General features: G+C 54.0%; 13 protein-coding genes. 7 read left to right on the top strand and 6 right to left on the bottom strand.

What is annotated here, in order from left to right:
- The first annotated feature begins 30 nt into the window (after positions 1-30).
- Together ampD and ampE are read left to right on the top strand one after the other, a co-directional pair.
- Entirely contained in the window at positions 31-582 is a 552-nt protein-coding gene (gene ampD / locus A6013_RS18445) for a 1,6-anhydro-N-acetylmuramyl-L-alanine amidase AmpD (protein ID WP_069733546.1), read from the top strand.
- Positions 583-591: 9 nt separating this feature from the next.
- Positions 592-1,446 carry a beta-lactamase regulator AmpE gene (gene ampE / locus A6013_RS18440; protein WP_041911235.1) on the top strand — a complete coding sequence of 285 codons (855 nt, stop codon included), beginning with the start codon at positions 592-594 and terminating at the stop codon, positions 1,444-1,446.
- An 18-nt stretch (positions 1,447-1,464) separates the two neighbouring features.
- Here the strand turns inward: ampE and A6013_RS18435 are convergent, their stop codons facing one another.
- The 4 genes from A6013_RS18435 to A6013_RS18420 all read right to left on the bottom strand — a co-directional run bounded on the left by A6013_RS18435 (position 1,465) and on the right by A6013_RS18420 (position 5,632).
- Positions 1,465-2,415 (bottom strand): family 43 glycosylhydrolase, encoded by a 951-nt coding sequence (locus tag A6013_RS18435; RefSeq protein ID WP_045259468.1) that lies wholly within the window; start codon positions 2,413-2,415, stop codon positions 1,465-1,467.
- Positions 2,416-2,425: 10 nt separating this feature from the next.
- Positions 2,426-3,823, bottom strand: coding sequence for a glycoside-pentoside-hexuronide (GPH):cation symporter (locus A6013_RS18430; RefSeq protein ID WP_045259469.1), 1,398 nt, complete (start codon positions 3,821-3,823; stop codon positions 2,426-2,428).
- A 164-nt stretch (positions 3,824-3,987) separates the two neighbouring features.
- Positions 3,988-5,358, bottom strand: a complete 1,371-nt coding sequence (gene aroP / locus A6013_RS18425; RefSeq protein ID WP_028015528.1) for an aromatic amino acid transporter AroP — start codon at positions 5,356-5,358, stop codon at positions 3,988-3,990.
- A gap of 46 nt (positions 5,359-5,404) precedes the next feature.
- A complete protein-coding gene (locus tag A6013_RS18420) occupies positions 5,405-5,632 on the bottom strand; it encodes a hypothetical protein (RefSeq protein WP_082827687.1) in 228 nt (75 codons plus the stop codon).
- 263 nt (positions 5,633-5,895) lie between these two features.
- Here A6013_RS18420 and pdhR point away from each other — a divergent pair, with 263 nt between their 5' ends.
- From pdhR to A6013_RS18395, 5 genes are all read left to right on the top strand, one after another.
- The gene (gene pdhR, locus A6013_RS18415; protein WP_006173806.1) at positions 5,896-6,660 is read left to right on the top strand and encodes a pyruvate dehydrogenase complex transcriptional repressor PdhR; all 765 of its coding nucleotides are present in this window, start codon (positions 5,896-5,898) and stop codon (positions 6,658-6,660) included.
- A gap of 123 nt (positions 6,661-6,783) precedes the next feature.
- Positions 6,784-9,447 (top strand): pyruvate dehydrogenase (acetyl-transferring), homodimeric type, encoded by a 2,664-nt coding sequence (gene aceE / locus A6013_RS18410; protein ID WP_013095597.1) that lies wholly within the window; start codon positions 6,784-6,786, stop codon positions 9,445-9,447.
- A gap of 14 nt (positions 9,448-9,461) precedes the next feature.
- Positions 9,462-11,360 carry a pyruvate dehydrogenase complex dihydrolipoyllysine-residue acetyltransferase gene (gene aceF, locus A6013_RS18405; protein ID WP_045259471.1) on the top strand — a complete coding sequence of 633 codons (1,899 nt, stop codon included), beginning with the start codon at positions 9,462-9,464 and terminating at the stop codon, positions 11,358-11,360.
- A gap of 175 nt (positions 11,361-11,535) precedes the next feature.
- Positions 11,536-12,960, top strand: a complete 1,425-nt coding sequence (lpdA, locus tag A6013_RS18400; protein WP_023332094.1) for a dihydrolipoyl dehydrogenase — start codon at positions 11,536-11,538, stop codon at positions 12,958-12,960.
- Positions 12,961-13,225: 265 nt separating this feature from the next.
- A complete protein-coding gene (locus tag A6013_RS18395) occupies positions 13,226-14,620 on the top strand; it encodes a hypothetical protein (protein WP_248035833.1) in 1,395 nt (464 codons plus the stop codon).
- 48 nt (positions 14,621-14,668) lie between these two features.
- On the opposite strand, the gene A6013_RS18390 is transcribed toward A6013_RS18395, so the two are convergent.
- Both A6013_RS18390 and A6013_RS18385 read right to left on the bottom strand, forming a co-directional pair.
- Entirely contained in the window at positions 14,669-15,460 is a 792-nt protein-coding gene (locus A6013_RS18390; protein ID WP_069733545.1) for a DUF2950 family protein, read from the bottom strand.
- Between the two features lie 10 nt (positions 15,461-15,470).
- Entirely contained in the window at positions 15,471-17,018 is a 1,548-nt protein-coding gene (locus A6013_RS18385) for a DUF3300 domain-containing protein (protein ID WP_069733544.1), read from the bottom strand.
- Positions 17,019-17,222: the final 204 nt, after the last annotated feature.

Genomic DNA, 17,222 nt, shown 5'->3' with positions numbered 1-17,222 from the left:
GTCATTGCACCATACAGAAGGAGTTCCAGCATGTTGTTAGAAAACGGATGGCTGGTGGATGCGCGGCATGTGCCCTCGCCGCACCACGATTGCCGCCCGGAGGATGAAAAGCCCACACTGCTGGTGGTTCATAATATTAGCCTCCCGCCGGGTGAGTTTGGCGGCCCGTGGATCGATGCGTTATTCACGGGAACGATAGATCCCAATGCTCATCCCTTCTTCGCTGAGATTGCGCATCTGCGCGTGTCGGCTCACTGCCTGATTCGCCGTGATGGTGAGGTGGTTCAGTATGTTCCTTTTGATAAGCGCGCCTGGCATGCTGGGGTATCGATGTATCACGGGCGCGAACGGTGCAACGATTTCTCGATTGGGATTGAGCTGGAAGGCACGGACATTACCCCCTACACCGATGCCCAGTATCATCAGCTGGTTGCTATTACCCACACGCTTATCGGACTCTACCCGGCAATCGCCGACAATATTACCGGGCACAGCGATATCGCTCCGGCGAGAAAAACCGATCCCGGCCCGGCATTTGACTGGTCGCGGTTTCGCGCCATGCTTGCCGCGTCGTCAGAATAAGGAGATACCATGACGTTGTTTACCATGCTGCTGGTTATCATCGCTGAACGCCTGTTCAAGCTCGGCGAGCACTGGCAACTGGATCACCGGCTGGAGGTGTTATTCCGCCGCATCAAGCACTTTTCCATGCTGCGCACGCTGCTGATGATGGCGGGCGTCATGCTTATTACCTTCCTGCTGCTGCGCTCGCTGTACGGACTCTTTTTCAACGTGCCGCTGCTGGTGGTGTGGATCCTGCTCGGCGTGCTGTGCATTGGTGCGGGCAAGGTGCGTTTGCACTATCACGCCTACCTGAAAGCCGCCTCCCGTGACGATGCCCACGCGCGCGGCGCGATGGCGAGCGAGCTGACGATGATCCACGGCGTGCCGCCGGACTGCGACGAGCGCGAGTTCCTGCGCGAGCTGCAAAACGCGCTGCTGTGGATTAACTTCCGCTACTACCTTGCTCCGCTGTTCTGGTTTGTGGTGGGCGGCCCGTGGGGGCCGGTACTGCTGATGGGCTATTCGTTCCTGCGCGCCTGGCAGACCTGGCTTGCCCGTTATCTGACGCCGCATGAGCGTTTGCTGTCCGGCATTGATGCCATCCTGCACGTGCTCGACTGGCTCCCGGTGCGTCTGGTGGGCGTGGTGTACGCCTTAATTGGGCACGGTGAAAAAGCGCTGCCCGCATGGTTCGCTTCTCTTGGGGACCGCCATACGTCCCAGTACCAGGTGTTGACGCGCCTGGCGCAGTTCTCGCTGGCGCGCGAACCGCATACCGACAAGATCGAAACGCCAAAAGCCGCCGTCTCCATGGCGAAGAAAACCTCGTTTGTGGTGGTGGTGATTGTGGCGCTGCTGACGATTTACGGCACGCTGGTGTAACCCAGCGCGCCGCAGACGCTATAACGTATCCGCAGGCGGGATGCCGAAATCAGGCATCCCGTTTTCGTCCCAGCGGACAAGCTTCAGGCGAGTATGACGGTTCGGATCGTAAAGCGGATCGCCTTCAATTTCGGTGTAATTTCTTGCGTGGTACACCAATACATCTTCCCCTTCCGGCGTTTGCGTAAAGCTGTTGTGGCCTGGCCCGTACTGGCGGTTCTCGTAGCTGGTGACGAAAACCGGGCGAGGGGATTTGTGCCAGTTTGCCGGGTTTTGCGGATCGGCGTTCAGGTCTATCCACAGTAACCCCATGCAGTAGTTCTCATCGGTGGCGCTGGCGGAGTAGCTGATAAACAGCTTATCGCCGTGAACCAGCACCGCCGGACCTTCGTTGACCCAGAAACCACGGCATTCCCAGTCGTATTCTGGCTTGCTGAGCATTACCGGCTCGCCTTTCAGCGTCCACGGGTTCTCCATTTCACACAGATAGAGGTTAGAGTTACCGGAAATATCCGGGGCTTTTTGCGCCCACAGGTACCAGCGTTTGCCCTGATGAACAAAGGTGGTGGCGTCCAGGGCGAAGGTGTCGAACGGGGTGTTGATTTGCCCTTTCTCGATCCAGGTACCGCTGAGCGGATCGCGGTCCGCACACTCAATCGCAAACATGCGGTGCTGGAACATCCCGAGCGCGTCGAGCGCCTGGGTGTGCGTCGCGGCAAAATAGATGTACCACTTTCCGTCAATGTGGTGCAGTTCTGGCGCCCAGATTAGCTGGCTCATCGGGCCGGTCTCGGGTTTACGCCAGACCACCACTTCTTCAGCGCCGCGTAGTCCTTCCAGCGAGTCCGCGCGGCGGATCGCCAGCCTGTCGTACTGCGGCACGGAGGCAATAAAATAGTACTGTCCCTCATGGCGTAAAATGTACGGGTCGGCGCGTTGTTCGATAAACGGGTTTGGCCAGTTATGCATGCGGCTTTCCTTATTTAGTCTCAGCGGCTTTGAGTTCCTGATAGTCGTTCAGTTCGCGGTAGTTGGTGCGACGCTTTTCCAGATCGGCCTGGATCTGCTTCATGGTTTCGCGGTCCACCTTCAGCAGACGTACCACCCCAGCGGTAATTAAGTATCCAATGCCCGGAATGACGGTAAAGAGCAGCACGATCCCGTTGATGGCGTCCGCGCTTTGCGCTTTTGCGCCCGCGTCATAACCGTACCAGGAGAGCAGGAAGCCGACCATCGCCCCGGCAATCGCCAGGCCAAGTTTCAGGAAGAAGATGTTACCCGAGAAGCTGATCCCGGTGATGCGCTTCCCGGTTTTCCATTCGCCGTAGTCGTCCACGTCAGCCATCAGCGACCAGTGCAGCGGAGACGGGATCTGGTGCAGGATGTTAAGCAGGAAATAGAGCACCACGATGGTAACGGTGGCTTTCGGGTCGAAGAAATAGAAGGCGCAGGAGAATGCCGCCAGCACGATATTGGTCCAGAAGAAGACCTTCAGCTTACACCAGCGGTCGGTCAGCACTTTCGCCAGCACGCTGCCAAGCATCATGCCGACAACGCCCAGGCTGATAAACAGCGTGGCGAAGTGGGTGCTCTGGCCCATCACCCAGGTGACGTAATACATGGTCGCCGCCATGCGGATAAAGCCCGGGCAGACGTTGCACAGCGTGAGCAGCAAAATGCGCACCCACTGGTCGTTTTTCCACACGTCTTTCAGGTCGTTTTTCAGCTCGTCGTTGGTCTGCACTGCCGGACGCACGCGCTCGCGCACGGTGGCGAAGCAGAACAGGAACATACAGGTACCAATCAGCGCCAGGACGGTCATCGCCATCTGGTAGCCTTTGGCTTTGTTATCCCCGCCAAACCAGTCGGCCATCGGCAGCAGCGTTAAGGAGAGCAGCAGCGTGGCGATGCCGACCAGCACAAAGCGATACGACTGGCAGGCCACGCGCTCTTTTGGATCGTTGGTGATCACTCCACCTAACGAGCAGTAAGGGATGTTGATGGCCGTATAGGTTAACGAGAGCAGGAAGTAGGTGACAAACGCATAGATAACTTTGCTGTTATAGCTCCACTCCGGGGTGGTGAACATCAGAATGCTGAACAGCGCGTAGGGGAACGCAATCCACAGCAGCCATGGACGAAACCGACCATATTTACTGCGGGTACGGTCGGCAATCGCCCCCATGATCGGGTCCGTTACGGCGTCAATCACGCGGACGGACAGCAGCAGCACGCCGACCAGCGCAGGCGCCAGGCCAAAAATATCCGTATAGAAATAGTTAACAAACAGCATGATGGCGCCGAAGATGATGTTGCATCCCGCGTCGCCCATCCCATAGCCGATCTTTTCTTTTACTGACAGTTTGTTGTTATCCATCGACAGCTCTCCGGTTTACGGTATGGGGAGAATTATTCGCTGGCAAAGGAATATATGCGTTGCAGTATCAGGGCGGTGATATGGATAAATGTGCTGTTGGCGTGAAAGTGTGAAGGAGGTAACAACGCGCGGCACCCGCAAAAGCAGGTGCCGCGGCGAGAGGTTTAGTGCGCCTTCATGGCATTACGGCTTTTCTGGCTGAAGAGATAGCCAACGCCAAGGATCGCAATCCAGACCGGGATCAGGTAGACGGAAATCGCCATGCCCGGCGTGATCAGCATGATCACCAGCACGGCCGCCATAAACAGCAGGCAAATCCAGTTACCCAGCGGATAGAGCAGGGCAGGGAAGCGCGTGGTGACGCCCTGCTGCTGTTTCGCGCGGCGGAACTTCATGTGCGCCAGGCTGATCATCGCCCAGTTGATAACCAGAGCAGAGACTACCAGCGCCATCAGCAGGCCAAACGCCGATTCCGGTGCCATGTAGTTAATCAGCACGCACAGCGCGGTCACGATGGCTGAAACAATGATGGTATTCACCGGCACGCCGCGTTTATCCACGTTGAGCAGCATCTTCGGCGCGTTGCCCTGCTGGGCCAGGCCGAACAGCATACGGCTGTTGCAGTATACGCAGCTGTTGTAAACGGAGAGCGCTGCGGTCAGCACCACGATGTTCAGGGCGTTGGCGACAAAGGTATCGCCCAGCTCGTGGAAGATGAGAACAAACGGGCTGGTGTCAGCGGTCACGCGCGTCCACGGCAGCAGGGAGAGCAGCACGGCCAGTGAGCCCACATAGAAGATCAGAATACGGTAGATAACCTGATTTGTGGCTTTCGGGATGCTTTGCTCCGGGTTATCGGCTTCGGCAGCGGTAATACCCACCAGCTCCAGGCCGCCGAAGGAGAACATAATGATTGCCATCATCATCACCAGACCGGTCATGCCGTGAGGCAGGAAGCCGCCCTGTTCCCAGAGGTTACGCACGGTAGCCTGCGGGCCGCCGTTGCCGCTGAACAGCAGCCAGCCACCGAAGATGATCATCGCCACAACGGCAATGACTTTGATAATGGCAAACCAGAACTCCATCTCGCCGAACACTTTTACGTTGGTCAGGTTAATGGCGTTGATAATCACGAAGAAGGCTGCAGCAGACGCCCATGTGGGGATCTCCGGATACCAGAACTGAATGTACTTCCCGACGGCGGTCAGCTCGGCCATAGCAACCAGAACGTACAGCACCCAGTAGTTCCAGCCGGAGGCGAAGCCCGCAAAGCTGCCCCAGTATTTATAGGCAAAGTGGCTGAACGAGCCTGCGACCGGCTCTTCAACGACCATTTCGCCAAGCTGGCGCATGATCAAAAAAGCAATGAAACCCGCAATCGCGTAACCCAAAATAATACCCGGACCGGCTGACTGGATAACGGATGCGCTGCCCAGAAACAGGCCGGTACCAATCGCACCGCCCAGTGCGATGAGCTGTATATGGCGGTTTTTAAGTCCGCGCTTTAGCTGATCGCCGTGCTGTTGAGCTTCCATTTGAAACCTCGTGTGTGGTTGTTATGTTCACGCTGTGCGTGTGTAATTATGAAAGTCCATATTCTGTATTTATTTCTTTACGGTTAAACAAACCGAAAAAAGCGGAGATGACTTCCGTAAGCGCCAGAATAGTGGTAAGCGCCTGCGAATGCACCTGCTTTATGAAGGGATGCTGACGACTTGAATAAAAAGAAAGCATTTGTAAATCGGCCCGCTTATTCTTCCTAACCCAACCTATAGAATAGAAATGCTTCTTAAGTGGGCGAATTTTCATTATTTGCCATGTTGAATCGCTTCAGATTGCAAAACCCCTCGTTTCATTATGGTTAAAACTCCCTCTTTGGGAGTAATCAACTCATTTGTGCAAAGTTACATTTCTGAAACGTTATTTCTGTAAGGTTGTTAAAATGTGCAGGGTTTACTGATTTCAATCAAAACCAATATGGACAGAAGGTGAATACTTTGTTACTTTAGCGATACGAACTAGAAATTGGTAAGACCAATTGACTCCGGGCAAAAAGGCGTAAGACAGGGAATATGGCCTACAGCAAAATTCGCCAACCAAAACTATCTGATGTGATTGAGCAGCAGCTGGAGTTTTTAATCCTCGAAGGGACCCTGCGCCCGGGTGAAAAACTTCCGCCAGAACGCGAGCTGGCAAAACAGTTCGACGTTTCACGTCCCTCTCTGCGTGAGGCGATTCAACGCCTCGAAGCAAAGGGCTTGCTGCTTCGTCGCCAGGGCGGCGGAACCTTTGTGCAAAACAGCCTGTGGCAGAGCTTCAGCGATCCGCTGGTAGAACTTCTCTCTGACCACCCAGAATCCCAGTTTGACCTGCTTGAGACCCGTCACGCGCTTGAAGGTATTGCGGCCTATTACGCCGCCCTTCGCAGCACTGATGAAGATCGCGTGCGTATCCGCGAACTGCATCAGGCCATTGAACGGGCACAGCAGTCCGGCGATTTAGACGCCGAGTCCAGCGCCGTTGTCCAGTATCAAATCGCCGTCACCGAAGCGGCACACAACGTGGTGCTCCTCCATCTGCTACGCTGCATGGAGCCGATGCTGGCCCAGAACGTTCGTCAGAATTTTGAATTGTTGTATGCCCGTCGGGAGATGCTCCCGCTGGTAAGCAACCATCGCACCCGAGTATTCGAGGCGATAATGGCCGGGGAGCCGGAGCAGGCGCGCGAAGCGTCGCACCGTCACCTGGCTTTCATTGAGGAAATCTTGCTGGACCGCAGCCGTGAACAATCGCGTCGCGAACGTTCATTACGCCGCATACAGCAACGAAAGGATTAAGCGCCAGGTACTTTTAGAGCGCGGCAACTAAACGCAGAACCTGTCTTATTGTGTTCTTGCCCAAGAGCACAATGGGACAGGTTCCAGACAAATCAACGTATTAGATAGATAAGGAATACCCCCATGTCAGAACGTCTCCAAAATGACGTGGATCCGATCGAAACTCGCGACTGGCTACAGGCGATCGAATCGGTCATCCGTGAAGAAGGTGTTGAGCGCGCTCAGTATCTGATTGATCAGCTGCTTTCTGAAGCTCGCAAAGGCGGCGTGAAGGTTGCTTCAGGTGCAGGGGCTAGCAACTACGTAAACACGATTGCCGTTGAAGACGAACCGGAATACCCGGGCAATCTGGATCTGGAACGTCGTATCCGTTCTGCAATCCGCTGGAACGCCATCATGACCGTTCTGCGCGCGTCCAAGAAAGACCTGGAACTGGGTGGCCACATGGCGTCCTTCCAGTCTTCTGCGACCGTTTACGAAGTGTGCTTCAACCACTTCTTCCGTGCAGCGAACGAGAAAGACGGCGGCGATCTGGTGTACTTCCAGGGCCACATCTCTCCGGGCATCTATGCACGTGCATTCCTGGAAGGTCGTCTGACTGAAGAACAGATGAACAACTTCCGTCAGGAAGTTCACGGTAAAGGTCTGTCTTCTTATCCGCACCCTAAACTGATGCCTGAATTCTGGCAGTTCCCGACCGTATCTATGGGTCTGGGCCCAATCGGTGCGATCTACCAGGCTAAATTCCTGAAGTATCTGGAACACCGTGGTCTGAAAGATACCTCTGAGCAGACCGTTTACGCCTTCCTGGGCGACGGCGAAATGGATGAGCCAGAATCTAAAGGTGCGATCACCATCGCAACCCGTGAGAAGCTGGACAACCTGTGCTTCATCATCAACTGTAACCTGCAGCGTCTGGATGGTCCGGTAACCGGTAACGGCAAGATCATCAACGAACTGGAAGGCATCTTCGCAGGTGCTGGCTGGAACGTGATCAAAGTCATGTGGGGTTCCCGTTGGGACGAACTGCTGCGTAAAGACACCAGCGGTAAACTGATCCAGCTGATGAACGAAACCGTTGACGGCGATTATCAGACCTTCAAATCCAAAGACGGTGCCTACGTGCGTGAGCACTTCTTCGGTAAATACCCTGAAACCGCAGCGCTGGTTGCCGACTGGACTGATGAGCAGATCTGGGCCCTGAACCGCGGTGGTCACGATCCGAAGAAAATCTACGCTGCACTGAAAAAAGCGCGTGAAACCAAAGGTAAAGCGACTGTAATCCTGGCCCACACCATCAAAGGTTACGGCATGGGTGATACCGCAGAAGGTAAAAACATCGCTCACCAGGTTAAGAAAATGAACATGGACGGCGTGCGCTATATCCGCGACCGTTTCAACGTTCCAGTGACCGATGAGCAGGTAGAAAACCTGTCTTACATCACCTTCCCGGAAGGCTCTGAAGAGTACAAGTACCTGCACGAACGTCGTCAGGCGCTGAAAGGCTACCTGCCAGCTCGTCAGCCTAACTTCACCGAGAAGCTGGAACTGCCGGCGCTGGAAGACTTCTCTCAGCTGCTGGAAGAGCAGAACAAAGAGATCTCTACCACCATCGCTTTCGTTCGTGCCCTGAACGTGATGCTGAAGAACAAGTCGATCAAAGATCGCCTGGTGCCAATCATCGCCGACGAAGCGCGTACTTTCGGTATGGAAGGTCTGTTCCGTCAGATCGGTATTTACAGCCCGAACGGCCAGCAGTACACCCCGCAGGACCGTGAGCAGGTTGCATACTACAAAGAAGACGAGAAAGGTCAGATTCTGCAGGAAGGTATCAACGAGCTGGGCGCAGGCGCATCCTGGCTGGCTGCTGCGACCTCTTACAGCACCAACAACCTGCCGATGATTCCGTTCTACATCTACTACTCCATGTTCGGGTTCCAGCGTATCGGTGACCTGTGCTGGCAGGCAGGCGACCAGCAGGCTCGCGGCTTCCTGATCGGTGGTACTTCCGGTCGTACGACCCTGAACGGTGAAGGTCTGCAGCACGAAGATGGCCACAGCCACATTCAGTCTCTGACTATTCCTAACTGTATCTCTTACGACCCGTCTTACGCGTACGAAGTTGCTGTCATCATGCATGACGGTCTGCAGCGCATGTACGGTGAAGCGCAAGAGAACATTTACTACTACATCACCACCCTGAACGAAAACTACCACATGCCGGCAATGCCAGCAGGTGCCGAGGAAGGTATCCGTAAAGGTATCTACAAACTCGAAACCATTGAAGGTAGCAAAGGTAAAGTTCAGCTGCTGGGCTCCGGTTCTATCCTGCGTCACGTTCGTGAAGCAGCGCAGATCCTGGCGAAAGACTACGGTGTCGGTTCCGACGTTTACTCTGTGACTTCCTTCACCGAACTGGCGCGTGATGGCCAGGATTGTGAGCGCTGGAACATGCTGCACCCAATGGAAACCCCACGCGTACCGTACATCGCTCAGGTGATGAACGACGCGCCAGCGGTGGCGTCTACTGACTATATGAAACTGTTCGCTGAGCAGGTTCGTACTTACGTTCCAGCTGATGATTATCGCGTTCTGGGTACTGACGGCTTCGGTCGTTCTGACAGCCGCGAAAACCTGCGTCACCACTTCGAAGTTGATGCTTCTTACGTGGTTGTAGCAGCACTGGGCGAACTGGCTAAACGTGGCGAAATCGATAAGAAAGTGGTTGCGGACGCAATTACCAAATTCAACATCGATGCAGAAAAAGTTAACCCGCGTCTGGCGTAAGAGGTAAAAGAATAATGGCTATCGAAATCAATGTACCGGACATCGGGGCTGATGAAGTTGAAATCACCGAGATCCTGGTCAAAGTGGGCGACAAAGTTGAAGCTGAACAGTCGCTGATCACCGTAGAAGGCGACAAAGCCTCTATGGAAGTCCCGTCTCCTCAGGCTGGCATCGTTAAGGAGATCAAAGTCTCCGTTGGCGATAAAACCGAGACTGGCAAACTGATCATGATTTTCGATTCCGCCGACGGTGCAGCAGCAGCTGCACCTGCGCAGGAAGAGAAGAAAGAAGCCGCTCCGGCCGCCGCTGCTCCAGCAGCTGCCGCAGCAGCGAAAGAAGTGAACGTGCCTGACATCGGCGGTGACGAAGTTGAAGTCACTGAAATCCTGGTGAAAGTGGGCGATACCGTTGCGGCCGAGCAGTCACTGATCACCGTAGAAGGCGACAAAGCCTCTATGGAAGTACCAGCGCCATTCGCCGGTACCGTAAAAGAGATCAAGATCAACACCGGCGATAAAGTGTCTACCGGGTCGCTTATCATGATCTTCGAAGTGGCGGGTGCTGCACCTGCTGCCGCGCCTGCACAGGCCGCTGCTCCGGCTCCGGCCGCAGCACCAGCCGCTGCTGGCGGCGCGAAAGATGTTAACGTACCGGACATCGGCGGTGACGAAGTTGAAGTCACCGAAGTGATGGTAAAAGTGGGCGACAAAGTTGCCGCTGAACAGTCACTGATCACCGTTGAAGGCGACAAGGCTTCCATGGAAGTGCCTGCGCCGTTCGCGGGTACCGTTAAAGAGATCAAAATCAGCACTGGCGACAAAGTGTCTACCGGCTCCCTGATCATGGTCTTCGAAGTGGAAGGCGCTGCGCCTGCCGCAGCTCCGGCTGCCGCGGCTGCTCCAGCACCGGCTGCTGCACCGGCTCAGGCTGCTAAACCAGCCGCTGCCCCTGCTGCAAAAGCAGAAAAATCAGAGTTCGCTGAAAACGACGCTTACGTCCACGCGACTCCGCTGATTCGTCGCCTGGCGCGCGAATTCGGTGTGAACCTGGCGAAAGTGAAAGGGACCGGCCGTAAGGGTCGTATCCTGCGCGAAGACGTTCAGGCTTACGTGAAAGACGCGGTGAAACGCGCCGAAGCTGCACCTGCGGCAGCCGCTGGCGGCGGTATCCCGGGCATGCTGCCATGGCCGAAAGTGGACTTCAGCAAGTTCGGCGAAATCGAAGAAGTGGAACTGGGCCGTATCCAGAAAATCTCTGGTGCGAACCTGAGCCGTAACTGGGTGATGATCCCGCACGTTACCCACTTCGACAAAACCGATATCACCGATCTGGAAGCGTTCCGTAAACAGCAGAACGCCGAAGCCGAGAAGCGTAAGCTGGACGTGAAATTCACCCCAGTGGTCTTCATCATGAAAGCCGTTGCCGCTGCTCTGGAGCAGATGCCACGCTTCAACAGCTCCCTGTCTGAAGACGGCCAGAAGCTGACGCTGAAGAAATACATCAATATCGGTGTTGCGGTAGATACGCCAAATGGTCTGGTTGTTCCGGTCTTCAAGGACGTGAACAAGAAGAGCATTACCGAGCTGTCTCGTGAACTGACCACCATCTCCAAGAAAGCGCGTGATGGTAAGCTGACTGCCGGCGAAATGCAGGGCGGCTGCTTCACTATCTCCAGCATCGGCGGCCTGGGTACCACCCACTTCGCGCCGATTGTTAACGCGCCGGAAGTGGCTATCCTCGGTGTGTCCAAGTCCGCGATGGAGCCGGTGTGGAATGGCAAAGAGTTCGTGCCGCGTCTGATGATGCCAATCTCTCTGTCCTTCGACCACCGCGTGATCGACGGGGCTGATGGTGCGCGTTTCATCACCATCATCAACAACATGCTGAGCGACATTCGCCGCCTGGTGATGTAATCGAAAAGCCGGCCAGTCGGCCGGCTTTTTTCTGATAATCTCATGGTGTTTATGAGGTTATTGGTGAAAGCGACAATTCGTGAGCCGTTTGTTGTTTCAAAATTGTTAACAATTTTGTAAACTGCGGGCGGATAGAACGACCCGGTGGACGACGGGTATAAACTAAGAGGTCATGATGAGCACAGAAATCAAAACTCAGGTCGTAGTACTTGGGGCAGGCCCGGCAGGTTACTCCGCAGCATTTCGTGCAGCGGATTTAGGTCTGGAAACCGTCATCGTAGAACGTTACAGCACCCTCGGCGGTGTTTGTCTGAACGTCGGCTGTATCCCTTCTAAAGCGCTGCTGCACGTAGCGAAAGTTATCGAAGAAGCCAAAGCGCTGGCTGAACACGGTATCGTCTTCGGCGAGCCAAAAACCGATATCGACAAAATCCGTACCTGGAAAGAGAAAGTTATCACTCAGCTGACCGGCGGTCTGGCGGGTATGGCCAAAGGCCGTAAGGTCAAAGTGGTTAACGGTCTGGGTAAATTCACCGGTGCGAACACCCTGGAAGTGGAAGGCGAAAACGGCAAAACCGTTATCAACTTCGACAACGCGATCATCGCGGCAGGCTCTCGCCCAATCGAACTGCCATTCATTCCACATGAAGATCCACGCGTGTGGGATTCCACTGATGCCCTGGAGCTGAAAACCGTTCCTAAGCGTCTGCTGGTTATGGGCGGCGGTATCATCGGTCTGGAAATGGGGACCGTGTACCATGCGCTGGGTTCAGACATTGACGTGGTTGAAATGTTCGACCAGGTTATCCCGGCAGCTGACAAAGACATCGTTAAAGTCTTCACCAAGCGCATCAGCAAGAAATTCAACCTGATGCTGGAAACCAAAGTGACTGCCGTTGAAGCGAAAGAAGACGGTATTTACGTTTCCATGGAAGGCAAAAAAGCCCCATCCGAACCACAGCGTTACGACGCCGTGCTGGTGGCTATCGGTCGTGTACCGAACGGTAAAAACCTCGACGCGGGCAAAGCTGGCGTGGAAGTGGACGACCGTGGCTTCATCCGCGTTGACAAACAGCTGCGCACCAACGTGCCGCACATCTTTGCTATCGGCGACATCGTCGGTCAGCCTATGCTGGCGCACAAAGGCGTTCACGAAGGTCACGTTGCCGCTGAAGTTATCGCCGGCATGAAGCACTACTTCGATCCGAAAGTGATCCCATCTATCGCGTACACCGAGCCAGAAGTTGCATGGGTCGGTCTGACCGAGAAAGAAGCGAAAGAGAAAGGCATCAGCTACGAAACCGCCACCTTCCCGTGGGCTGCTTCTGGCCGTGCTATCGCGTCCGACTGCGCAGACGGTATGACCAAACTGATCTTCGACAAAGAGACTCACCGCGTTATCGGTGGTGCAATTGTCGGCACCAACGGCGGTGAGCTGCTGGGTGAAATCGGTCTGGCTATCGAAATGGGCTGTGACGCGGAAGACATCGCGCTGACCATCCACGCGCACCCGACTCTGCACGAGTCCGTGGGCCTGGCGGCAGAAGTGTTTGAAGGTAGCATCACTGACCTGCCAAACGCGAAAGCGAAGAAGAAATAAGTTTTGTTGTGATTGCTAAGCGCCTCCTTCGGAGGCGTTTTTTTTAATTCTATTCTTAGTTATTAATATATAATTAAATATTCAGCCTTCCTTAAACGGTTATTTATTAGGTAAATATTTTAGAGTTCTCCATTGATTATTATTATATAAAATTCATATCAATATCGTTTGGGAAAATATTCTAAAAATTGATTTGCCGGTTTGACATAATATTTAAAGGGTATATAACTATTTCGGAGGTATATTTTCAATAAAAGGATGTATTATGAATAGTTATGTTTCAATATCTGATATTCGTGATTTAAAAGTTATGGGAGCCAGAACGCAATTAGGAAATGCCTGGGCAAGTTCAACACACAAACTGATTGCGCTTGATAAAGAGACTCTACTGCCCGTGAGCGTTGACTGGTGGTATGAGGATGAATCCACACCTCGCCATACTGGCCCCATTTTTACCGATACACGTCCCGACGTGCGACTGCTGGCAAACTCTGATATCTATCGTCTGGGTGACGTTATTAATATCAGCAATATTGGTGGTTCAGGTGGCGCATTGGCCGCTATTAAAAATGATGGTGTTGTTGAAGCGTGGGGTATGCCAGAAAGCGGTGGTACTTCTCCGACCAGCGATCGTAATCATAATGTTAGGGCTATTTACGGTGGGCGAGAAATTTCTGCCGCCATTAACTCTAATGGACAGGTTTTTACCTGGTCTGTTGATGGTAATAATCCTCTGCCGGATCACATTGCAGCACTGACCGACATAGTAGCTATTAAAGTAGCTGAATATGGGTTTGATAGCGGAAGCAATTCTTATCTTGCGTTGCGGGCTAACAATCAGGTAGTGCAGTGGACAGACGGTGCGCCTCGTGACGATTTTCCGAAAGATATTGCTGAACGCAAGGATTTCGTCGCTATCCAGACTACGGAATATGCCTTTGCAGGAATCACCCAAAATGGTCACGTGATCGCATGGGGGGATGGTGCATACGGAGGCGAGTTGCCGATTCATTTAAAAGAAGTTAACGATGTTATCGCATTACACAGTAATACTGGTACATTTGTGGCGCTCAGGGCTACAGGCAATATTTTTGCATGGGGAAGTGCTAAATACGGTGCTGATATACCAGACAATATAGCAAACCTGTCGGACATTGTTTCTATACATAGCACTGATACAACTTTCATTGCTTTGAGAAAAAATGGTAGTGTGGTTTTTTGGGGACAATCGTATTACTTAAGCGAGCTGCCACAAGAAATTGCGTGTCTGACTAATATTATCGATGTTCAGGCTGCTATTAATGGCAGCTATGCATTTTTAACATCAGATGGAGACGTATACTGCTGGGGGCATGTCGCTAATCGTATGCCCCAAAATGTAACAAATGTAGTTTCTCTGACAGGTGGTGCCTGGAATGCATTTGCGGCGCTTCGTCGTGATGGCACTGTATTAGCCTGGGGAGATAAATACGAAGGCGGAGATACTACCTCGATAGCTCATGAATTATACAATATTCGCGCTATCTATTCGTGTGGCTATCGCTTTATCGCGTTGCGTGATGATGATCAAGTCTTTGAGTGGGGCGAAGAGGCAAGAACCGACATTTCAAAAATGCCGGCAAACTTACAAGGCAATATCACCTATAGCTTCGTTAAATAAAATTTGAATTAAAAGTGACCGCTGCCCAGCACTTTCGCCGGGCAGTGATTAAGGCGTTACCTTTTGCCAAGGATTTTCTGATGTAAACTGCCCGATTGCCTGCACTGCATCTTCCGTTTCCTTTCCAAGATCTCGCTGATAGACTCGATCGTCTTGGTTAATTACAAAGCTCATTATCCCCGTCTGACCGTAGCTCACAGGCCAGGCAACCATGGCAAAGCCATTTTTATCCGGCAGGATGCGGAAGCGATAGCCATGGTAACCCGCACCCGGCTCTTTCGGACTGAACGCCGGACCAAGCGGGCTTGGCGCTTCGCCGGGCGAGACGGGCCAGTACAGACCGTCCTTCTTCCCTTCAGAGCTGACAATCTTCTCCGCGTATTTCTGGTTCATCGCAAAATAGCTTTGCTGCGCATCCACGTAGGCATGCAGAGCTTCAATGGCGGCGAGTTCGTTGCGCCCAATTTCGCGGGTCAGGATCTCCTCGGCGCCTTCTTTGATGTCAAACTGCCAGCCGGAGGCGGTTTTGATCACCGGAATGGGAAGTTGCCAGCCGCTGTCTCCGACAACCAGATGCGCTTTATCGCCTTCGACAATGGTGTTATGACTGACTTTCCAGTCGCGCAGAAAGCGATCGACTGCGTCAGGATCAACGCCTTCAGGGGGCAGGAAGTCGCGCCAGTTCTTACCGAGCAGGTTGCTCATCGCGCTTTCGTTTTGATCGCGGATGGCGCTTTCCAGCGCATTGGTAGCCTGTTCTGGTGAGCTGAAGGATTGCTGCGCCATGACGGTCGCCGAGACCATGAACAACACCATTCCACTGAGTAATTTACGTTTCATGTCGGCTCCCTTAGCGATGACGGGATTCACGGTGTTCAGCACGTCCAGCCGCTGCCGGGCGTAGCTGCTGCTGACGAGCGGCGAGGTGTCTGCTTTGCGCGCCACGCTGCTGCTGCGCCTGCCAGTTGGCGGAACGGCTGTCGTTGCCGCTCAGTGCATTAGCCCGGAGCTGACTGTTTCGCTGCTGGAAGGGACGTTGCTGAGAAGGCTGAACCCGTTGCTCTTGTCTCTGCGCGGTGGTCTGGCGGTTTTCTCGCTGCTGCGTGGTGGCCCGCTTCGCCGTCTGCGGTTTGGTGTCATAGCCACGGTAGTTATTGCGCTGAGAAATCTGTTTCAGCTGTTCACTTGAGGCCTGTCGCTGCGCCGCTTTCGTGCCCGGGCGAGCAGTCTGTGGGAAGGTTTTACCTGTCGATTTCTCCATCTGGCTCAGCGCCGCCTGACGCTGGCTATCGCGATTAACCGGTTGTTGCGTTGCACTAAGCCCCGTGGCCGTGTTGGTGGAGTGGAAACGCGTGTTGAGCTGGTTTGTCGGGTAGGGGACACCTTCCCGATAGGCCGGGTTGTGCTGCCAGGTACGGTTGGCGTCCGTCAGACGTTGTCCGCTGATTTTATTGAAGTTCTCAACGTTAATATTGATGTTGTTATCACCGTTGCGGTTGTAGCCGCCGTGATTATCCCAGTCACCGTCATGATGATGGTCCCAGTCATCGTCATCATCCCAGTCGATGTTGCTGAAGATAGCATAAGTTGTGGCGACACCCAGGCTGAAACCTAAGCCGTTGACGAAGCTATTGCCAAACTGCTCCCCGGGTGACGGCGGGAGATAGGTTGGCGGATAGGCGGTATTAGGCCAGGTCCCGTAAACCGTATTGGGATTATAGGTGGGGACGTAAACCACCTGCGGGTCGGCAGATTCAATTTTGATCACCGTCGGGGCCGGTGCGGACGTGGTGGTTGACGTTGACTCGGTGGTGCTGGTTTTTGCCGGTGCGGGTTTCGTCACCGTGGTGACCGTCTGCTGAGGCGTAGATTGCAAGGCGCCGGTCTTCTGCGCCAGCGCACGCAGGCGTTGAACGGAATCCATTACATCTTTCGGCTGCGCGAGAAACGCATCGCCCAGATTTTGTACCCACGGCGGATTCTCTCCCATCAGCGACATAAGCTGAGGAAACGCGACCAGGGATTTTACGCTGGGATCCCAGGGCTGGCTGGCAACGGCCTGAATCGCGGCGTCCCCTTCCATTTTGGGGTTGTCTTTGGACCACTGCGCCGCTTGAATCACGTTGGCCGGGTAGGTCGAGGCCATCAAGATTTGTGACAGCAGGGCATCCGGGTAGAGCGCGATGGGGGCAACCCACTGATCGATTTGCGCGGCAGTGTAGGTTGGCGCGACGACAGGGGCCGGCTGGGCTGCGGTAGGCGCTGACGGTGGTTGCGCGACGGGGGCTGGCGCAACGGGTTCCGTTGCACGACTTTTGACAAACATGACGCCTGAGGCGGCAAACAGCCCGGCACTGCACAGAAGGACAAGCAGATGTGGCTTAAAGGGCAACTTCATAAAATGACTCCAACGAGACAGGCGCTGTGCCGTGAGGCGTTACGGTTGGCGTGAGTATTATTCACCCGTCTTTTACTGTTTTGACTTTTATTGGGAAGCGTCCGGTACGTCCGGATAAAGAGTGTGAGTATTTATTACACAATTATATGCGATGCGGGAAAAGGCGCCGGGAATTCAGAAGGCCGCTCTTGCGAGCGGTCAGCA

Origin of the sequence: Enterobacter sp. IF2SW-B1 (assembly GCF_001743375.1) — a bacterium.
Lineage (GTDB): Bacteria > Pseudomonadota > Gammaproteobacteria > Enterobacterales > Enterobacteriaceae > Enterobacter > Enterobacter bugandensis.
Note: the sequence above shows the minus strand (reverse complement) of the source record. Positions and strands in the feature narration are given on the sequence as shown.